Source organism: Lentibacter sp. XHP0401 (genome assembly GCF_025751535.1).
GTDB lineage: Bacteria > Pseudomonadota > Alphaproteobacteria > Rhodobacterales > Rhodobacteraceae > Lentibacter.
In genome coordinates this window covers 200087-218215 of sequence record NZ_JAOWLC010000008.1, presented here as the reverse complement: position 1 = coordinate 218215, position 18129 = coordinate 200087, and the positions used below count along the sequence as shown (strand labels likewise).

13 protein-coding genes are annotated in these 18129 nt (G+C 58.7%); 1 reads left to right on the top strand and 12 read right to left on the bottom strand.

The features are described 5' to 3' along the window. Positions 1-111: 111 nt before the first annotated feature. From OE750_RS12110 to OE750_RS12055, 12 genes are all read right to left on the bottom strand, one after another. A complete protein-coding gene (locus OE750_RS12110; protein ID WP_263764484.1) occupies positions 112-1752 on the bottom strand; it encodes a DUF4139 domain-containing protein in 1641 nt (546 codons plus the stop codon). A 284-nt stretch (positions 1753-2036) separates the two neighbouring features. Further along, on the bottom strand, positions 2037-3059 hold the full coding sequence (locus tag OE750_RS12105) for an aspartate-semialdehyde dehydrogenase (protein WP_263764483.1): 1023 nt from the start codon (positions 3057-3059) through the stop codon (positions 2037-2039). A 62-nt stretch (positions 3060-3121) separates the two neighbouring features. After that, positions 3122-4300 (bottom strand): MFS transporter, encoded by a 1179-nt coding sequence (locus OE750_RS12100; RefSeq protein ID WP_263764482.1) that lies wholly within the window; start codon positions 4298-4300, stop codon positions 3122-3124. 150 nt (positions 4301-4450) lie between these two features. Continuing rightward, positions 4451-5230, bottom strand: a complete 780-nt coding sequence (locus OE750_RS12095; protein WP_263764481.1) for a hypothetical protein — start codon at positions 5228-5230, stop codon at positions 4451-4453. 80 nt (positions 5231-5310) lie between these two features. After that, entirely contained in the window at positions 5311-6903 is a 1593-nt protein-coding gene (locus OE750_RS12090) for an ABC transporter ATP-binding protein (protein WP_263764480.1), read from the bottom strand. Then, positions 6900-7715: an ABC transporter permease gene (locus OE750_RS12085; protein WP_263764479.1), complete on the bottom strand. Its 816-nt coding sequence runs from the start codon at positions 7713-7715 to the stop codon at positions 6900-6902. Before OE750_RS12085 ends, OE750_RS12090 begins: the two co-directional genes overlap by 4 nt. Then, a complete protein-coding gene (locus tag OE750_RS12080) occupies positions 7712-8659 on the bottom strand; it encodes an ABC transporter permease (protein ID WP_263764478.1) in 948 nt (315 codons plus the stop codon). The genes OE750_RS12085 and OE750_RS12080 overlap by 4 nt, the downstream gene beginning before the upstream one ends. 114 nt (positions 8660-8773) lie before the next feature. Next, positions 8774-10249, bottom strand: a complete 1476-nt coding sequence (locus OE750_RS12075) for an ABC transporter substrate-binding protein (RefSeq protein WP_263764477.1) — start codon at positions 10247-10249, stop codon at positions 8774-8776. A gap of 271 nt (positions 10250-10520) precedes the next feature. After that, on the bottom strand, positions 10521-11810 hold the full coding sequence (locus OE750_RS12070) for an acetylornithine deacetylase/succinyl-diaminopimelate desuccinylase family protein (protein WP_263764476.1): 1290 nt from the start codon (positions 11808-11810) through the stop codon (positions 10521-10523). Positions 11811-11890: 80 nt separating this feature from the next. Continuing rightward, the gene (gene rpe, locus OE750_RS12065) at positions 11891-12577 is read right to left on the bottom strand and encodes a ribulose-phosphate 3-epimerase (protein WP_263764495.1); all 687 of its coding nucleotides are present in this window, start codon (positions 12575-12577) and stop codon (positions 11891-11893) included. Next, positions 12567-13622: a class II fructose-bisphosphate aldolase gene (gene fba / locus OE750_RS12060; RefSeq protein WP_263764475.1), complete on the bottom strand. Its 1056-nt coding sequence runs from the start codon at positions 13620-13622 to the stop codon at positions 12567-12569. Before fba ends, rpe begins: the two co-directional genes overlap by 11 nt. Before the next feature lie 183 nt (positions 13623-13805). Further along, positions 13806-14744 carry a class 1 fructose-bisphosphatase gene (locus tag OE750_RS12055; protein WP_263764474.1) on the bottom strand — a complete coding sequence of 313 codons (939 nt, stop codon included), beginning with the start codon at positions 14742-14744 and terminating at the stop codon, positions 13806-13808. Between the two features lie 112 nt (positions 14745-14856). Between OE750_RS12055 and OE750_RS12050 the strand changes: the two genes are divergently transcribed. Further along, on the top strand, positions 14857-18057 hold the full coding sequence (locus OE750_RS12050) for a reductive dehalogenase (RefSeq protein ID WP_263764473.1): 3201 nt from the start codon (positions 14857-14859) through the stop codon (positions 18055-18057). Positions 18058-18129 lie beyond the last annotated feature (72 nt).

The following is an 18129-nucleotide window of genomic DNA, read 5'->3' as shown; positions in this document are numbered from 1 at the left end:
TTTGTTTTGTGTTGCTTTTCTATTTTCTCTCCGTGGGCCCGGCGGGGCGCGCCCCCCCCCCCCCCCCCCCCGCTTGGGTCGTTTTTTCGAAATGCTAAAATCCGAACCCCGTCACTGCAGCACTTTGCCCTCAGGCCACTCCAGCTGATACTTGAGCGTCACGGCCTGTTTCGCTCCCGCGCCAACATCCAGGTCCCAAACAAGCACACCCTGACGCTCCTCATAGTTCTCCTCGCTCGGGCGCGGGCTCGCCTGCCAGTCAATCGCAAGCTCCTCCTGCTCCGAATAGGGCACACGGTCAAACAGCTTCACAGGCCATGCTTGCCCCGTCAGGTTTTCCACCTCAATGGCAACGTCTTCGCTCAGCTCGGTCGAGCGGCTGATCATCCCGCGGTCACCTTCATTGCGCGTCACATTCCGCGTCAGCCGCAAACCGTCAATCGCCCCGAAGGCGATATCCGCCTCCGCTCCCGCAGGGATCACCTTGCCCAAGCTGCTGCGGCCCATAAAGCGCCCGTCGAGATAGAGGTTCATAAACGGCGTCGGCAAAATCAACTCACCCGTGTCATTGCTGATATGCGCCATCATAAAGCCCGTCGCGTCGTAAAGCGGCGCAGCCCACGCCAACACCTCGGCATCCGTCTCCACTGTGCCAAGCGTAATCCGCAGGCTGTCGGCACGGTTCGCCACATTCACAGGCTCGGGGTAGTCATAAGTCACAGCCAGCCCGTCATAGCTCGGCGCAGCCACTGCCTCCTCTGCTACAATCATAGGCTCGGGCGCAGCAGCCCCCACCATATCCGCGCGCGACAAACTGTCCATCTCGAGCTGCTTGCTCTGACGCGGCATCGCCTGGGGCGGGTCCATCACACCGCGCTGCCATGCATATACTTCGTTCGGCTCGATCTGCTCGCTCGGCCGCACCGTCGAAAGCGTAAGCGCCACACCCGTCCAGTCTTCGCCCGTGCCCTGACGGATCATCGCACCGCGCTCGATCCCGAGCCGCCCCGCTTGCTTATCAAGCCGCATGTCATACGTCGGAATCCAACCCGCGTCATAATGCGTGTAAGACACGGTGATCACACCCTCCGCCGCACCACCAGACGTTGCCGCAATGCTCAACTGCACTGTGCCCTCGTCTTCGGTCTGAAGCGCCGCCAAAGCCTGCTCGGCCTTGGCCAGTTCATCGCGTGTGTCCTTCAAAGCGCGCTCGGCTTCATCCGCCCTGAACTTTGCCTCAAAAGAAAGCTGGCGCGCCGCCAAAGTCTCGTCGCCAATCATCGCAGCCAAATCGCGCAGACCGGCTGCATCCATACCGGTGGTCTCCTCACCCTCGCCCAGTCCGCGTAAAAAGTTCACTCGCGCCTCCGCCGCCTCGCTCTCAAGGCGGATCATCAGCACCTCTTCCTCACCTTCGCGCAAAAGGCCCTCAAGCCGCTCCACCTCGGCCTTCGCCGCCTCGATCTCGGCGCTCTCGGCTGCATCCCGCGGCGGCACATAATCGCTGCGCCCCGTGATCGCCCCCATCGTCGCCCCTGTCATCCCGACCCGCACCTGGCTCAAATCGGTCGAGCGCGGCAAATCCGTCAAAATCAGCTCGTGACTCCCCGCAGGCATGGAATAAGGCACCTCCCGCACGATCGTTGCTCCTTGCGGATAAAGCGTTACCGCCGAAACATCGCTGGTCAGCGGAATGATATCGGCCACAAGAACCGATGGAAAAAGCGAAAGAATAAGAACTGTAGCGCGCATGAAAGCCTCCTGAGAATACAATCCACACCAAAGGCCAACAGGAAGAGAGGCGCAAGCCCACAGCCGGAACAAGCCCCCAACACAGCACAGATCTAAGCAAACCTCCGCCGACCCACATGTCTTTTTTCTTGCCCGAAATATCCCGGGGGAGGGTTCAAAACCTCTGGTTTTGAACCTTGGGGGCAGCGCCCCCACAGGATCGGACGCGAAGCGTTCGAGCCCACACCTCAAAGAAAAAGGGCCAGCCTCTCGGCCGGCCCTCCCAAATCCTGAAAAAACACGTCTTAGCCCTTTTTCAAAACCTCACGGCCCAACAGCTCGGCAATCTGCACCGCGTTCAGTGCCGCACCCTTGCGCAGGTTGTCGCTCACACACCAAAGGTTCAGCCCGTTATCAATCGTACTGTCCTGACGGATGCGCGAAATAAACGTCGCAAAGTCACCCACACATTCAATAGGGCTCACATAGCCGCCGTCCTCACGCTTATCGATCACCATAACACCGGGCGCCTCGCGCAGAATGTCGCGCGCTTCGTCCTCGTCAAGGTGGTCTTCAAACTCGATATTGATCGCCTCTGAGTGCCCGACAAAAACAGGCACGCGCACACAGGTCGCCGTCACTTTGATGCTCTTGTCGATGATCTTCTTGGTCTCGGCGACCATCTTCCACTCTTCCTTGGTGGAACCGTCTTCCATAAACACATCAATATGCGGGATCACGTTAAACGCGATCTGCTTGGTAAACTTGCGCGGCGGCTTGTTATCCGTAGGGTTGTAGATGCTCTTGGTCTGGTCCCAAAGCTCGTCAATGCCCTCTTTTCCCGCGCCCGAAACAGACTGATAGGTGCTCACCACGACGCGCTTGATACGCGCACGGTCGTGCAAAGGCTTAAGCGCCACAACCATCTGCGCCGTCGAGCAGTTCGGGTTGGCAATGATATTCTTCTTGGCATAGTCGTGGATCGCCTCGGGGTTCACCTCAGGCACAATCAGCGGCACATCCGCATCATAACGATACAGCGATGAGTTATCGATAACTACACAGCCCGCCTTGGCGGCCAGCGGCGCATATTGCTTTGTCGCCTCCGAGCCAACGGCAAACAGCGCCATGTCCCAGCCCGTAAAGTCAAAGGTGTCGAGATCCGTCGTCTTGAGCGTCTTGTCCCCAAAGCTGACTTCCGTTCCAAGCGACTTCCGGCTCGCAAGCACGGCAATCTTGTCCACAGGGAACAGGCGCTCCGCAAGGATGTTCAGCATTTCACGGCCCACATTTCCAGTGGCCCCGACGACAACAACGTTATAGCCCATCAAAAAGACTCCTTATGTCTAGGACGATGCCCAATAGCGCAGCCCGCATCCAGAATAAAGAGCTAGTCGGTCCGCTCGCGCGCAAAGAGGTAAATAACCAGCCCAAGCGCCACAAGTGCGCCATAAAAGACAAAAAGCGCCTGATACGGCTCGGCCGGGCTCACCGCATGAGCGGCCACGCGCCCGTAAAGCCCTCCGGCAAGCATCTGCATGATCCCGACACCCCCGATGGCAAACAGGTTCATAAGCGTCACCCCGCGCCCGACAAGATGAGGCGGATAAAACGCGCGCCCATGCGCCATCATCATCGGGAAAGACGCCCCGAAAAAGCCGATCGCCCCAAACAGCGCCACCGCCAGCCAAAGGCTTTCAACACTCGTCAGTCCAAGCCAGAAACACGCCGCCATCGACAGGATGTTGCCGCCAAAAATCACCCACTTTCGCGTGCCCAGCAGGCGGTCAAGCGGCCCGTAGGCAAACGTCCCGGCAATCATCGCCGCACCCATCAAAAGCGTAATTTGCCCGACAAGCGCATTATCCGCGCCAAAAATATCGCGCAAATACGGCCCGATCCACAGCCCCCGCGCGCCCGCAGCCGGTGCATATTGAAACGCCATCAGCGGAAAGATCAACCAAAGCGCAGGCATCCTGAGCAAGTCCAGAACCGAGCCCTTCACATCACTCACAACCCGCTCTGGATCACGCACAATAAAAAACAGCCCCAACGCCGTAATCACACTCACTCCGGCCGTAAACCAAACCACTGACCGCCAGCCAAAGGCCTCGACAGCCAGTGTCGTCGGCAAAGCCGAGGCAAGGTTCCCAACAGAACCAACCCCCAGAATAACAGCTGCCAATGTGGCAAACACAGCAGCGGAATAGGTTCGCGCAAAAATATAGTAAGACGCCATGAGAACTGGCGAACAGCCCACCCCGATCAGCAACATCGCAATCGAAATATGCGCAGGCACCGTGGCCATAGCAAACACAACCGCACCGCCCCCGCCGCCAACCAACAGCAACACAGAGGCCGTGCGTCGCGGGCCCACCCTGTCCAAAGCTGCGCCCACAGGAATCTGCATCGCCGCAAACGCCAGAAACCAAAGCCCCGAGGCCATTGCAAGGTCTTCAGGTGTCGCGCCCACATCGCGCTCCAGAACCTCGGTCAATACCGCCAGAAATGCGCGATAAAACTGGCTCAAAACATAAGCAAAACACAGCAAAATCAAATCAACGCGCATGTCTCACGCCCTTCCGGCTTTTTCTTGCCAAAAATATCCTGGGGGGAGCGCGAGGGGGGCAAAGCCCCTCTCGCACAGGTCGCCGCAGGCGAAGCCTGCGGCGAAATCAAGTCACCCATGTTTCCCCTCACACCACATGGCAAGCCTCTATCACTGCTCTGACAAAACCAGAAATGTCTCGTGGCGCGCCGCCGCATCCATGTTCATCACCACATCCATAAAAAACAGCCCTGCATCGCAGGCCGCCGGGTTGCCCACGCTCTCAAGGCGGGCAAAAGCCTTCATCGCCGCCCGCCCCTCGGGCGTGGCTTCCGCCGCCTCGTTCAGCGCCACATTCAGCCGTGTCGCCACCCGCTCGCGCAGCGCATCCGAAAGCACCTTGGGCCCCCGCGTCACACCCAGCTTCGCCGCCTTATACTGGATACGGTAATACTCCTTCAGCGCAGGCGCGTTCAGCCGCGCGGCAACTTTTGCTGTCCGCCGCGCAAGTTCGTCCGGCGGCAGACGGTTGCGAAAGGAAAGCCCGCAATCGCGCTTCGTCATAGCCTTCAAAACGGTCGTTTCAACCTGATAAAAATAGCCAAGTTCACGCTCGCTCAAATGGCCCATGCCGCGCGACAGCAACGGCTGGATCAACCCCTGCGCTGCCTGCGCGTTTACAAAATCACCCCGCCCTGCCGCAAGAATGCGCTCTGCAATATGGTTGGCAATCTGGCGATCGCCCAGCATTATTCCGATCTGGCGCACCGCCAGCTCAAGGTTTTCACCCGTGAAACCGTTTCGCTCCAATGAGTCCCGCATCCCGGGAAGCGTGTGAATCTCGCCCAGAATACGCACAATCTCCGCCTTTTCCGGCGCAGCTTGCGCGGGCGGTGCTGGCAACACAGCCAGCCCAAGCATCATAAGTCCGACGAGGAGTAGTTTGCGCATCATTTGTCCTTTTCCATCAAGCGCCAAGCATCACCCGCATCGCACTTAATGAAAAGCACCAAATCGCCGGGCAAGCGTGCTCACGCCTGTCGCTTTTCGGGAAGCTGCGGGACAGCGCCAATCAGCTCCTTGGTATAAGGATGCTGCGGGCGCTCGAATATATCATCGGTTACGCCCTCTTCCACAATCTCTCCCGCCTGCATCACAAGGCAGCGGTCCGTCACGTTTTTCACGACACTGAGATCATGGGAAATAAACAAATAGGTCAGCCCGAAGCGTGTGCCCAAATCGGCCAACAGGTCGAGTATCTGCGCACGAATGCTCACATCCAGCGCAGACACCGCCTCATCGAGAATAATCAACTCCGGCTTGATAATCAGCGCCCGCGCAATCGCAATCCGCTGGCGCTGCCCGCCAGAAAACTCGTGGATATACTTGTCCGCATCTTCAGCGCCCAAGCCCACCTTTTCAAGCGCACCGATAATGGCCGCCTCCCGCTCCCGCCCCTCGGGCGGCGCGTCCAGCAAGTGAAACGGTTCGGCAACCAGTCGGCTCACTTTCCAGCGCGGGTTAAAGCTCCCGTAGGGGTCCTGAAACACCACATGCATCTTGCGCCGCACCGCGCGGTTGGGTCGCTTGCCGCTGAACACAGGTTCGCCATCCAGCAAAATTTCCCCGCCCTGCACCTCTTCCAGCCCCAGAATGGCCCGCGTCAGCGTGCTTTTCCCGCAGCCGCTTTCGCCCACAAGCCCAAGGCTTTCACCACGGCGAATGTCAAAGCTCACGCCCTTTACAGCGCGAAAGTGCTTTGCCCCGCCAAACAGGCTTTCGCGCGGCAAAGCATAGTCCCGCACCACATCCCGCACGCTCAAGAGAGGCGCGTCAAAAACATGCCCGGCCCGTTCGGGCTGGTGGTCCGAGGCTTCCAGCAAAGCCAGCGAATAGGGGTGCTCCATGGTTGAAAAAATCGCAGGGCAAGGCCCGCTTTCCACAACCTCTCCTTTGCGCATAATCACAATCCGGTCGGCCATATCCGCCACCACAGCAAGGTCATGGGTGATCAGCAAAAGCCCCATTCCGTCTTCCTGCGCCAGCCGCTTGAGCAGCCGCAAAACCTCGGCCTGCGTTGTCACATCAAGCGCCGTTGTCGGCTCGTCGGCAATCAGAAGTTTCGGCTGCAAAGCAATCGCCATGGCAATCACAACCCGCTGCCGCTGCCCGCCGGAAAGCTCGTGCGGATAGCGACTGAGCGGAAAACGCTCCTGCGGCAGCTCACAGCGCCTGAGCGCCTCCGCCGCGCGCGCCATAGCCTCGCGGCGGCTCACATTCTCATGAATAAGGATCGTCTCCGCCACCTGACGGCCAATCGTCTGGATCGGGTTCAGCGCCGTCATCGGCTCCTGAAACACCATGCCGACCTCGTTGCCACGCAGCTTGCACAGCGCCTCTTCATCAAGCTCCAGCATCTCGTGGCCGTTCAGACTCACCCGCCCCGTAGCCACAGACCCCACGGGCAAAAGCTGCATCACCGCAAGCGCCGTCATGGATTTTCCGGAGCCGCTCTCGCCAATCACTCCAAGGATCTCGCCCGCTTTCACACCAAACGAAACATTCCGCAAAATCGGAATGCCGTGAATGTTCATATTGAGGTTCTCAACCTGCAAAAGGCTCATCTCTTCGTCCTCCGCAAGCGCGGGTCAAGCCAGTCGCGCAAGCCGTCGCCCATCAGGTTCAACCCCAGAACCGTCAGCAAAATCGCCAGCCCCGGAAAAATCGCCAGATGCGGCTTGAAGCTGAACATCGTCTGGCTCTCCGCCAGCATCCTGCCCCAGCTCGGTGTCGGCGGTTGCGCACCAAGGCCCACATAGCTCAGCCCCGCCTCCGCAAGGATGCCGAGTGAAAACTGGATCGTTCCCTGCACAATCAGCAAGTTTGTCAGGTTCGGCAAAATATGCTCGAAGCTGATCCGCGCCGCCCCCTTGCCCGAGACTCTTGCCGCCAGCACATAATCCCGCGTCCAGAGGCTCAAGCTGGCCCCGCGCACCAGCCGCGCAAAGACAGGGATGTTGAATATCCCGATGGCAATAATCGCATTCACCGCACTCGCCCCGAATACAGCGGTGATCATAATCGCGATCAAAAGACTTGGAAACGCAAACACCAGGTCATTCCCGCGCATGATCACCTCGTCCAGAAGCGTCCCCGTCCGCGCTGCCGCCGCAAGGCCCAGCGGCACACCAAGCAGCATCCCGATGCCCACGGCCACAACAGCCACAGCAATCGAGGTGCGTGCGCCAACCATGACCATGCTGAAAATATCGCGCCCGAAATGGTCGGTCCCGAACAGATGCGCGCCGCCCGGTTCCTTGAGCTTGTTGGGGATATCCAGCCCCAACACGTCATGAGGCGTCCAGACAAAACTCACGAGAGCCGCGATGACAAAAACCGCCGAAAGCAACGCGCCGAGGATGAGCGAACGGTTCATGCCTTCACCCTCAAACGCGGATCGACAACGGCATAAGCCACATCCACCAAAAAGTTCACCAGAATCACGGCAAAAACCAAAAGCATCACCACGCTTTCAACCACAATCAAATCCCGCGCCGCGATGGATTGGAACACCATCCGCCCGAGACCGGGCAGGAAGAACACATTTTCAATGATAATCGCCCCCGCCAGAAGGAAGGAAAACTGCAAGCCGATGATCGTCAGAACAGGGATCAAAGCATTGCGCAACGCATGCCGCCACAATGCCTGCCTGCGGCTCAGCCCCTTGGCCCGTGCCGTGCGGATATAGTCCTCCCCCAACGTATCAAGCAATGACGAGCGCATCACCCGCGCCAGAATACTCGCCTGCGGAAGCGCCAGCGCCACGGCAGGCAGCGTCAGGCTCTTCATCGCGGGCAAAAAACCCGCGTCCCAGCCCGCAAACCCGCCCGCGCTAAACCAGCGCAGGTTGATCGCGAACAGCAGCACCATCAGCATCGCAAACCAGAAGTTCGGAATCGCCACGCCAAGCTGGGTGAACCCCATCACGAGCACATCCGCGAGGCTGCCGCGCTTGCTCGCCGCCCAAATTCCCGCAGGAAAAGCAATCAGCGTTGAAAGCGTCAGAGCATATACAGCCAGCGGCAGAGATATCCATATCCGCTCGCCAATCATCTCGGCCACAGGCGTGCGATAGGTGTAAGACGTCCCGAAGTCGCCCCGCAGCATCCCGCCAATCCAGCTCAGATAGCGCTCAACCAATGTCCCGTTCAGCCCAAGCTGCTCACGCAACGCCGCAAGCGTATCTTCCTGCGCATTCATGCCAAGCATATAAGCCGCAGGGTCGCCGGGCACGACCTCGACAAACAGAAAGATCACAACACTCGCCACAGCCAGCGAGATCACAAGCGAAAGCAAGCGCTTCAGAACAAATCTCAGCATACGCCCCGCCTGCTCATCCGCGTCTCACCCGGTCTTTCTTTTTGCCAAAAATATCCCCGCCGGAGGCATCCGCCGCTTCAAAGCGTGCTGCCGCCGGCGAGACATCAAATCGTTTCACTCAGCCCAATACACGCCTGTCATGTCGTTGGCTTGCGTCGGCGCATTCTCCCAAAGGCCCACAACACCGGCCTTGGCAATCGTCGGCACAGCCAGCTGGAAGAGGTAGCCGTTCACATAATCGCCCGCAATCTTGCGCTGCATCTTGTCCAGAATGGCTGTGCGCTTTGCCGGGTCGGCCTCGGCCTCAAGTTCCGCGTTCATCGCCTGGAAATCCGCGTCATCATACTGGAAGTAATAATCAGGCCGCGCATAAATCCCGATGTCCATCGGTTCGGTATGGCTCACAATCGTCAGGCCAAAGTCCTTGCCCTTGAACACTTCTTCGAGCCACTGCGCCCACTCCAGATTGCTGATCTCGGTCTGGATACCCACATCCCGCAGCTGGGCGGCAATAATCTCTCCGCCACGGCGTGCATAAGAGGGCGGCGGCAGCTTCAGCGTGGTGGTGAACCCGTCCGCAAAACCCGCTTCCGCCAGCAGGGCTTTCGCCTTTTCGGGGTCATAGGCGCTGTCTGCCGTCAGATCGACATAATCAGGGTTATGCGGCGCAAAATGCGTGCCGATCGGCGTGCCGAGGCCAAACATCGCCCCGTCGATAATGGCCTGACGGTCAATCGCATGGCTCACCGCCTCGCGCACGCGCACGTCATCAAACGGCGCAAGCTTGTTGTTCATCGCCAGAATGGTCTCGCCTTCGGTGTTGCCGACAATCACCTGAAAGCGCGGGTCCGCCTCAAACTGCGGCACATTCTCGGGCGCAGGATAGCCCGAAAACACATCCACATCTTCGGCCATCACAGCGGCAAAGCCGGCGGTCGGATCGGCGATAAACTTGAACGTCACCTTATCAAGCTTGGCAGGCGTGCCCCAATAATCGGGGTTGCGCTCCAACACAATATTGTCGCCCTGCACCCAGTTGGTAAACTTGAAAGCGCCAGTGCCAACCGGCATCTGCGTGATGTTCTCAATGCTCTCGGGCGCCACAATAACGGCATCCCCCCAAGCAAGATTGAAAAGAAGCGAGCCGTTCGGCGCACTCAGCGTAATCTTCACGGTGGTGGCGTCCACGGCTTCAACATCGGCAATACTCGCAAACAGCACCTTCTGCGCGTTGGCGCTGTCCTCTGCGCGCGCACGGTCGAGGCTGAATTTCACATCCTCCGCGTCCATCGTGGTCCCGTCATGGAAAGTCACCCCCTCGGCCAGCTTGAAGGTATAGGTCAGCCCGTCCTCGGAAACCTCCCAGCTCTGCGCAAGACCGGGGATGATGGAACCATCCGAAGCAAACCGCGTCAGCCCTTCGAACACGTTGGAATAAAGCACGCTGTCAATCGCGCCCGCAGCCGCGCTCGTCGGGTCAAGATGCGGCGGCTCAAGCTGGAGCGCGAGCGTGATATCGCTCTTCGCCATGGCCCCGCCCGCCACCATCATCGCCAACGCGCTCACAGTCGCAAATTTCATGAGTTTCATACCGTCTCTCCCTTTGGTCAGGCCAACCTTCGACCCGCTTGAAAGAAGTTTGCCCCCGAATGTGGCGAGTATTCAAGCGCATTTTCCAAATCGCCCCGTAGGGTGCACATTCATTGTGCACCTCACATGGCTGTCGCCCGCCACATTAAGTTAATTTCCGTTAACAAACCCCTGTTTTAGGCGGTGCACGGGTTGTGCACGCCCGGTGCACGCATAACACCCCCCTGGAATCAGCTGCTTTTCGCCCCCGTTAACCAAGCGGTTCGCTGGGTTAACTTTCACGCCCGTCGAGCAGCTCCAAAAGGCTGCGCGCCATCACCTGCGCGCTCTCTACCATGTCGTCAATTCCGACATATTCGTCAGGTTTATGGGCCAGATCCAGAATCCCGGGGCCATAGGCAATACAGTTCTTCAGCCGCCCGATACGGTCAATGTGCTTCTGGTCGTAGGTCCCTGGCGAGATTACATAATCCGCCTCTTTCCCCATAATTTCGCTGATCGCTTTCGCCACAGATTGCACCACAGGCGCGCTCTTTTCCGTCATCGTCGGCAAGACCCGCTGCAACTCGCGCACATTAAAGGTGAAGTTCTCCCGCTCCGATTGCACATGCCGCAAAAGCCCGTGAATCTCCTCCTGCACCTCGTCAATATCCTCCTCGATAAGGAAGCGTCTGTCGATAACCATACGGCAGGAGTCAGGCACGCAAGGGCTTGGTAAACCAGTATAATCTTCCTCTTGCTCCTCCTCGCCACCATGGATGGAGTTGATATTCATCGTGCTTTGTTTTGCTCCTTCAGGCACAACAGGCATATCTGTGCGCTTCCGCGCCAAAGCAGGGAAAAGCGAGCGTTCCATCTCGCTCACAACCGCCCCCATATGCCGCACAGCACAATCGCCGAGGAAGGGCATGGAGCCATGGGCAATCTCGCCGTATGTCTCGATCTCGGCCCACCAGACACCCCTGTGGCCAAGGCAAATACGGTCCTTGTTGAGCGGCTCGGGGATGATCACATGCTGCACTTTTTCGGGGTTAAAGAAGCCCTTTTCCGCCAGATACGCCACGCCGCCAAAGCCGCCAGACTCCTCGTCTGCCGTGCCGGATATCTCGATCGCCCCTGCAAAATCAGGGCAAACGGCGATGAATGCCTCTGCCGCGATAATGCTCGCCGCCAGCCCGCCCTTCATATCACAGGCGCCGCGTCCATAGATTTTCCCGTCGATGACTTCACCGCCAAAAGGGTCGGTCGTCCAGCCGCGGCCCACTTCGACCACATCGATATGAGAGTTGAAGTGAACACACTCGCCAGCGCGCTTGCCCTCTTTGCGGGCCACAAGGTTCCAGCGCGGATACTTCTCGGTATCCCCAATCGCCCCCTTCGCGCGGATCAGTTCCGTGTGGAAACCTTTCTTTAACAAACGGCGGTCAAGATAGTCACATATCTCGCGATAGTTCTCTCCCGGCGGATTCAAAGTCGGAATTTTTATGAGGTCCTGACACAAAGAAACAAGGTCATCCCGCCGTGCGGCGATTTCTTCACTCAATCGGTCTGCAAGTGTCATGGTGCACCTCCTGTAAGCGTTTCCCGAAACGACTTAAAGGCGCACTATGCGAAGCCTGTCAGCCATGTTCAAGAGACCGCTTAAAGCGCGCCTTCCGCTGCCGCACGAATAGCGCGAATGTTCTCGCCGTAAACCTCGGGTTTGTTTACCGAGCCACCACGGAATACAGCCGAACCAGCCACAAGCACATCGGCCCCCGCGGCCGCCATCAATGGTGCAGTGTTTGTGTCCATTCCACCGTCGATCTCGATGTGAATCTCGCGGTCGCCGATCATCTCGCGCAAGCTGCGCACTTTGCCCGCCATGTCGATATATTTCTGCCCGCCAAAACCGGGGTTCACTGTCATAACGCAAATTAAGTCAGCCAGATCAAGCAGATGCGCAACCGATTCCGCAGGCGTTCCGGGGTTCAGCGCCACACCGGCTTTCATCCCGGCGGCCTTAATGGCCTGCAATGTGCGGTGAATATGCGGCCCTGCCTCGATATGCGCTGTCAAAACATCGGCCCCCGCATCGGCGTAAGCGTCGATATACCGGTCCACAGGCGAGATCATCAGATGCACGTCCATCACCGTCTTCACATGCGGGCGAAACGCCTTCACAGCCATCGGCCCGAAGGTGAGGTTGGGCACAAAATGCCCGTCCATCACATCCACATGCACCCAATCAGCGCCTTGCGCTTCAATGGCCTGAATTTCCTGCCCGAAGTTGGCAAAATCCGCGCTCAGAATAGACGGCGCAATCTTGATGGAACGATCAAACATCAAGCGATCCACTGTCATAACGTTTCGCCATTTCGTCCATGGAAACAGGCTTCAGCTTGCCCGCTTGCCCTGCCGTTCCAAAGCGTTCGAAACGGTCAAGGCAGACCTTTTCCATTGCCTCCATCGCAGGGATCATAAACTTGCGCGGATCAAATTCCTTCGGCATTTCCTTGGCAATCTTGCGCCATGTGCCAGTGATCGCCATGCGGTTGTCGGTGTCGATATTCACCTTGCGCACACCAGATTTGATGCCGCGTTCAATCTCTTCCACAGGCACGCCGTATGTCTGGGGCATCTCGCCGCCATATTCGTTGATCAGGTCCTGCAAATACTGCGGCACGCTTGAGGAGCCATGCATAACCAGATGCACATTCGGGATCTTCGCATGTATCTCTTCAATCCGCTTGATCGCAAGGGTTTCGCCCGTTGGTTTCTTGGAAAACTTGTAAGCGCCGTGGCTGGTTCCGCACGCAATCGCAAGTGCATCCACCTGCGTCAGCTTAACAAATTCCGCCGCCTCTTCAGGGTCGGTCAGCAGCTGATCTTCGCTCAGTTTCCCGCTCGCACCCGAGCCGTCTTCTTCAGCCGCTTCGCCCGTCTCAAGGCTGCCCAAAACCCCGAGTTCACCCTCAACAGACGCGCCAACCCAATGCGCCATCTGCGCCACCTTCTTGGTTATATCGACGTTATAATCCCAGTCCGCAGGCGTCTTCATATCCGCCTCAAGCGAACCGTCCATCATAACGGAGGTAAAGCCGTGCTTGATCGCCGAAAGGCAGGTCTGCTCGTTGTTGCCGTGGTCCTGATGCATACACAGCGGAATGCTCGGATACATCTCGGCCAAAGCCCGGATCATATGCGCCAGCATCACATCGCCTGCATAGGCCCGCGCGCCGCGGCTCGCCTGCATAATCACGGGCGCGTTGGCCTTCTCGGCGGCCTTCATAATGGCCAGCCCCTGCTCCATATTGTTGATGTTAAACGCCGGAACACCATAATCGTTTTCAGCGGCATGATCGAGCAGTTGGCGGAGCGTGATAAGAGCCATCGGGAACCTCGTGATGATAAAATGCAGATTTGCGCCTGCTCTACCACGCCTCCCCCCGAAAGGGCCAGCCCGTTAGCGAAAACACGACCCCTCAAAGCCCGCTCTTTTTTATTGCCCCAAATATCCCGGGGGTTTGGGGGCAGCGCCCCCAACGGGTCGGATGGCCCGCAGGGCCATTCGAAATCAGACTTCGTAATGCGCCTTCACCCGCGCAACTTCTTCGCTTGAGCCAAAGATCAGCGGCGTGCGCGCGTGCAGCTCGGGCGCGGTCTTGTCCAAAATCCGCGTCACCCCGTCATGCGCCTGTCCGCCGGCCTGCTCGATCAAAAACGCAATCGGCGCACATTCATAGAGCATCCGCAAACGCCCGTTTTCATACCCATTGCGCGCATCTGCAGGATACAGGAACACACCACCCCGCGTCAGAATCCGGTGCGTTTCAGCCACCAAAGAAGCCACCCATCGCATGTTCATATTCTTGCCTTTGGCGCCCGTCTCACCGGCCTCACACTCTTCAATGTAAGCCCGCGCTCCGGAAACCCAGTGGCGGCGGTTGCTCGCATTGATCGCATATTCTTTCGTCGCCGTAGGAATCTGTTTGCCAGTTTCCACAAGCACAAATTCGCCCGTGGCAGGGTCCATCGCATAGATCAGCACGCCTTCGCCAAAAGTCACCGCCATGCCCGTTTGTGGGCCAAACACAACGTAACCCCCGGCAACTTGCTCGCTCGCAGGCCGCAAGAAGCTTTCTTCAGCCCCGTCTTTGGCCTCAAAAATCGAAAAGATCGTGCCGATCGAAACGTTCACGTCAATGTTTGAAGAGCCGTCCAGCGGATCAATCGCCAGCGCATACTTGCCTGCGCCAAGGTCAAGCACGCCCTCCTGCTCCTCAGACGCATAGTAGCGCACCGCCGTCTCGCGCAGCGCCGCCTCGAACATTTCGTCCGCCATCACGTCGAGCGCTTTTTGCCCGTCACCGTCACTGTTTTCGCCCACTTCAACGCTGAGTGAATCGCCAAGCGCGCCGCGCGCAATAATCCCTGCAACTTCGCGGCCAACACGGGTCAGCGCGTCCATAACAGGCAGCAAATCGGCGGGGATATGATCGGGAGAAAGAGACATGGGCTGATTCCTTTGGACTATCTGCGCTCACCTATCACAGATTTCAGCGGGGAATTGAATCCCCCAAGAATTATGCGCATGCTGGCCGCACCAAGAGGGGGAGCACGGCGCAATGGGTCTCAGGTTTTTTTCCGACAAGAAGCGTCCGCTGCATCTCGGCGGCTATCCTTTGGAAAAGCTCTCCCGCCGCGACCTCCTGCCAGACCTGACGCAGCTCCCGCCTCGTGCCGCTCTCAGCTTTCACCGCCCCGGTAAGCCCGAAAGCATCGTCACCGCCATGGGCGAGTTCCAAGCCATGCTCGACGCCATCCGCGATGGCTTCATCAACCCTGCAAAAGCCGGCATCCCCGACAGCCCCGTTGAACGCGCCGATCACCTTAAGGCCTTCGCCTATTTCAATGATATGTCGATGGTCGGCCTCGGTCCGCTGCCTGCTTCCGCATGGCTCAAAGAACCGCGCCACAACCCCGATATCGCGCGGCTCGCGCAAGCACTCAAAACCCGCCAGACCAAGACATTGGCGTCCGGCATTGATCTCATCATGGCTGATTTGCGGGAAAGCATGAGCGCCGCGCCCCGTGATATTTCAAACCACAAAACCTGCCTTGTGTTCCTCGTCGAGATGAATCGTGATCCCAAGCCAGACGAGCCCGGCTCCGACTGGATCATGGATGCACAAGCCCACCGCGCAGCCCTTCTCGGGGCCGAAACGGCAACTGTTCTCGCCAACTACATCCGCCTTCTCGGCTTTGACGCCCGCGCCCATACAGAAACCTCGACAGAGTTTGATCTTGGCCAGCTCGCCGTGGCCGCAGGCCTGTGCAGCGTGGAAGGTGGAGAGCTTCACGCGCCCTGGCTGGGCACTCGCTTCGGCCTTGCCGCCGTGAGCACCGATATGGAGCTTGCCCATGACAAGCCGCTCGCGCCGTGGGCCGAGCAGGCGAAGTTTGCGCCCGGCTGGTGGCTCGGCATGGGCCACGCCAAATCCGCCCTCAACCGCGATCCTTATGCCAAGCGCACCTACGCCATGGGGGCGCATCCTTTCGAGCGGCTCAAGCGCGTGGATGATCCGACAACCTATATCGACGAGGCCCGCGTCGCCCGCGTGCCCAAGCGCACCGACATGTTCGCGCGCGCCCAGTTCGGCGATATGGGCAAAGGGCTGCAAGACGCGGCCAAGGGGGGGTACTATGTGCGCAAGGCCGCGCCCGCCTTTGCCCAGCGCCGCGCGCTTGGCGCGTTTGTGCTCTTGCAAGACGGTGAAAGCGCCGCTGGCCCCAAGCCCACCGATGCCGCCCGCAACGCCGCCAATCTCAAGGCCGCGAGTTATTTTCTAAGTGTGGATGCTGTAGGTCTGTCACGCTGCCCCGACTGGACATGGTATAGCCACGACGCCACAGGCGAGCCAATCGTGCCCCAACACGATCAAGCCGTCTCGATGATCATTGATCAGGGCTACTCCACAACCGATGGTTCTTCGGGCGATGACTGGATCGCCGTCGCCCAATCCATGCGCGCCTACCTGCGCTTTTCGCTCCTTGGCGGGGTCATAGCCCAGCACATCCGCAACCTCGGCTACAAGGCCAAGGCCCACACGGTGATGGATGGCGAGGTGCTTCAACCACCGCTTCTCCTGCTTGCAGGTCTCGGTGAAGTCAGCCGCATCGGCGAGGTGATCCTCAACCCTTACCTTGGGCCAAGGCTCAAGTCGGGTGTGGTCACAACCGACATGCCGATGGAGCATGACAAGCCCATCGACTTTGGCTTGCAAGCCTTCTGCGAAGCCTGCAACAAATGCGCCCGTGAATGTCCCTCAGGGGCCATCACGGCTGGCCCGAAACTCATGTTCAACGGTTATGAAATCTGGAAGTCCGACAGCCAGAAATGCACGACCTACCGCGTGACAACCAAAGGCGGTGCCATGTGTGGCCGCTGTATGAAAACCTGCCCCTGGAACCTTGAAGGCCTCTTCAGTGAGGCTCCCTTCCGTTGGGCCGCGTCGAACATTCCAACGCTTGCCAAGCCGCTGGCCAAGCTTGACGACATGCTCGGCAACGGCAGCCCGAATGACGTGAAAAAGTGGTGGTGGGATATAGAGCTACAAGACGATGGCAGCTATCGCCCCACAACGCACGAGGTCAACCGCCGCCCGCTGCAAAAAGATCTTGATCTGAGGTATGAAGACCAGACACTCGCCGTCTACCCTGCGCCCCTCGCACCGCATCCCTACCCCTATCCCTTCCCGATGGACCGCGAGGAAGGAATTAAAGCCTATGAGGCGCTGGTCACGGCAGGCGAATATAAGAAGCGTATCAACACAGGCGACACAAGTGTCGTGCATCGCTACACCAACGACACCGCCTCCCCCGTCATGCGCCTCAATCTCTCCAAAGCCGAGGCGATGACCGCAGATGTCACCAAATACGAGTTCACCACCGACGATGGCACGCCCTTGCCCGAATGGGCCGCAGGTGCGCATCTCGATATTCTCGTCTCCCCCGAGTTCCTGCGCCAGTATTCCATGTCAGGTGATCCCGCTGATCGCTCCAAATTCCAGATCGGTGTGCTGCGCGAAGACGCTGGCCGCGGCGGCTCGGCGCTTATGCACCGCATCTTTACAGAGGGGCGCAAAGTCTTTGTTTCCTACCCGATCAACCATTTCGAGCTGAATGAAACGGCTACCAAAACCTACCTTATGGGCGGTGGCATCGGCATCACCCCGATGATCGCCTTTGCCCACCGCCTGCACGCTTTGGGCCGCGATTTCGCGCTGCATTATTCTTGCGCGTCGCGCACATCGGCGGGCTATCTGGATGATCTTGCGGCCATGCCTTGGGCAGACCGCGTTTACTACCACTTTTCCGATGAAGGCTCCCGCGCCGATCTGGACACTGTGCTGGCAAATTATACCACAGGACAGCATGTCTACACCTGCGGCCCGACCCGCTACATGGACGGCGTGATAGAAGCGGCTACGCGGCAAGGCTTCCCCGAAGAAGCGCGCCATCTGGAGTATTTCGCTGTCCCCGAGCAGCCTGACTATGTAAACCATCCTTTCACGCTCAAGCTCAAAAACGGCCGCGCGCTGGCCGTGCCAACCGACAAAACCGCGACAGATGTTCTCGCCGAAAACGGTATCCACATTGATGTCAAATGCTCCGACGGAATTTGCGGTGTCTGCAAATGCGGGCTTGTGTCGGGCGCGGTCGAGCACCGCGACTTTGTGCTCTCCGCCAAGCAACGCGAAGGCGAGATCATCCTCTGCCAATCCCGCGCAGCAGAGCCTGACGGGGTGATAGAGATCGATCTCTAACGCCCTGCGCCGCAACGTCATCCCGCCGGGTATCAAGAAACGCCCTTGGAGACTCCCGCCAGCCAAGGTTAG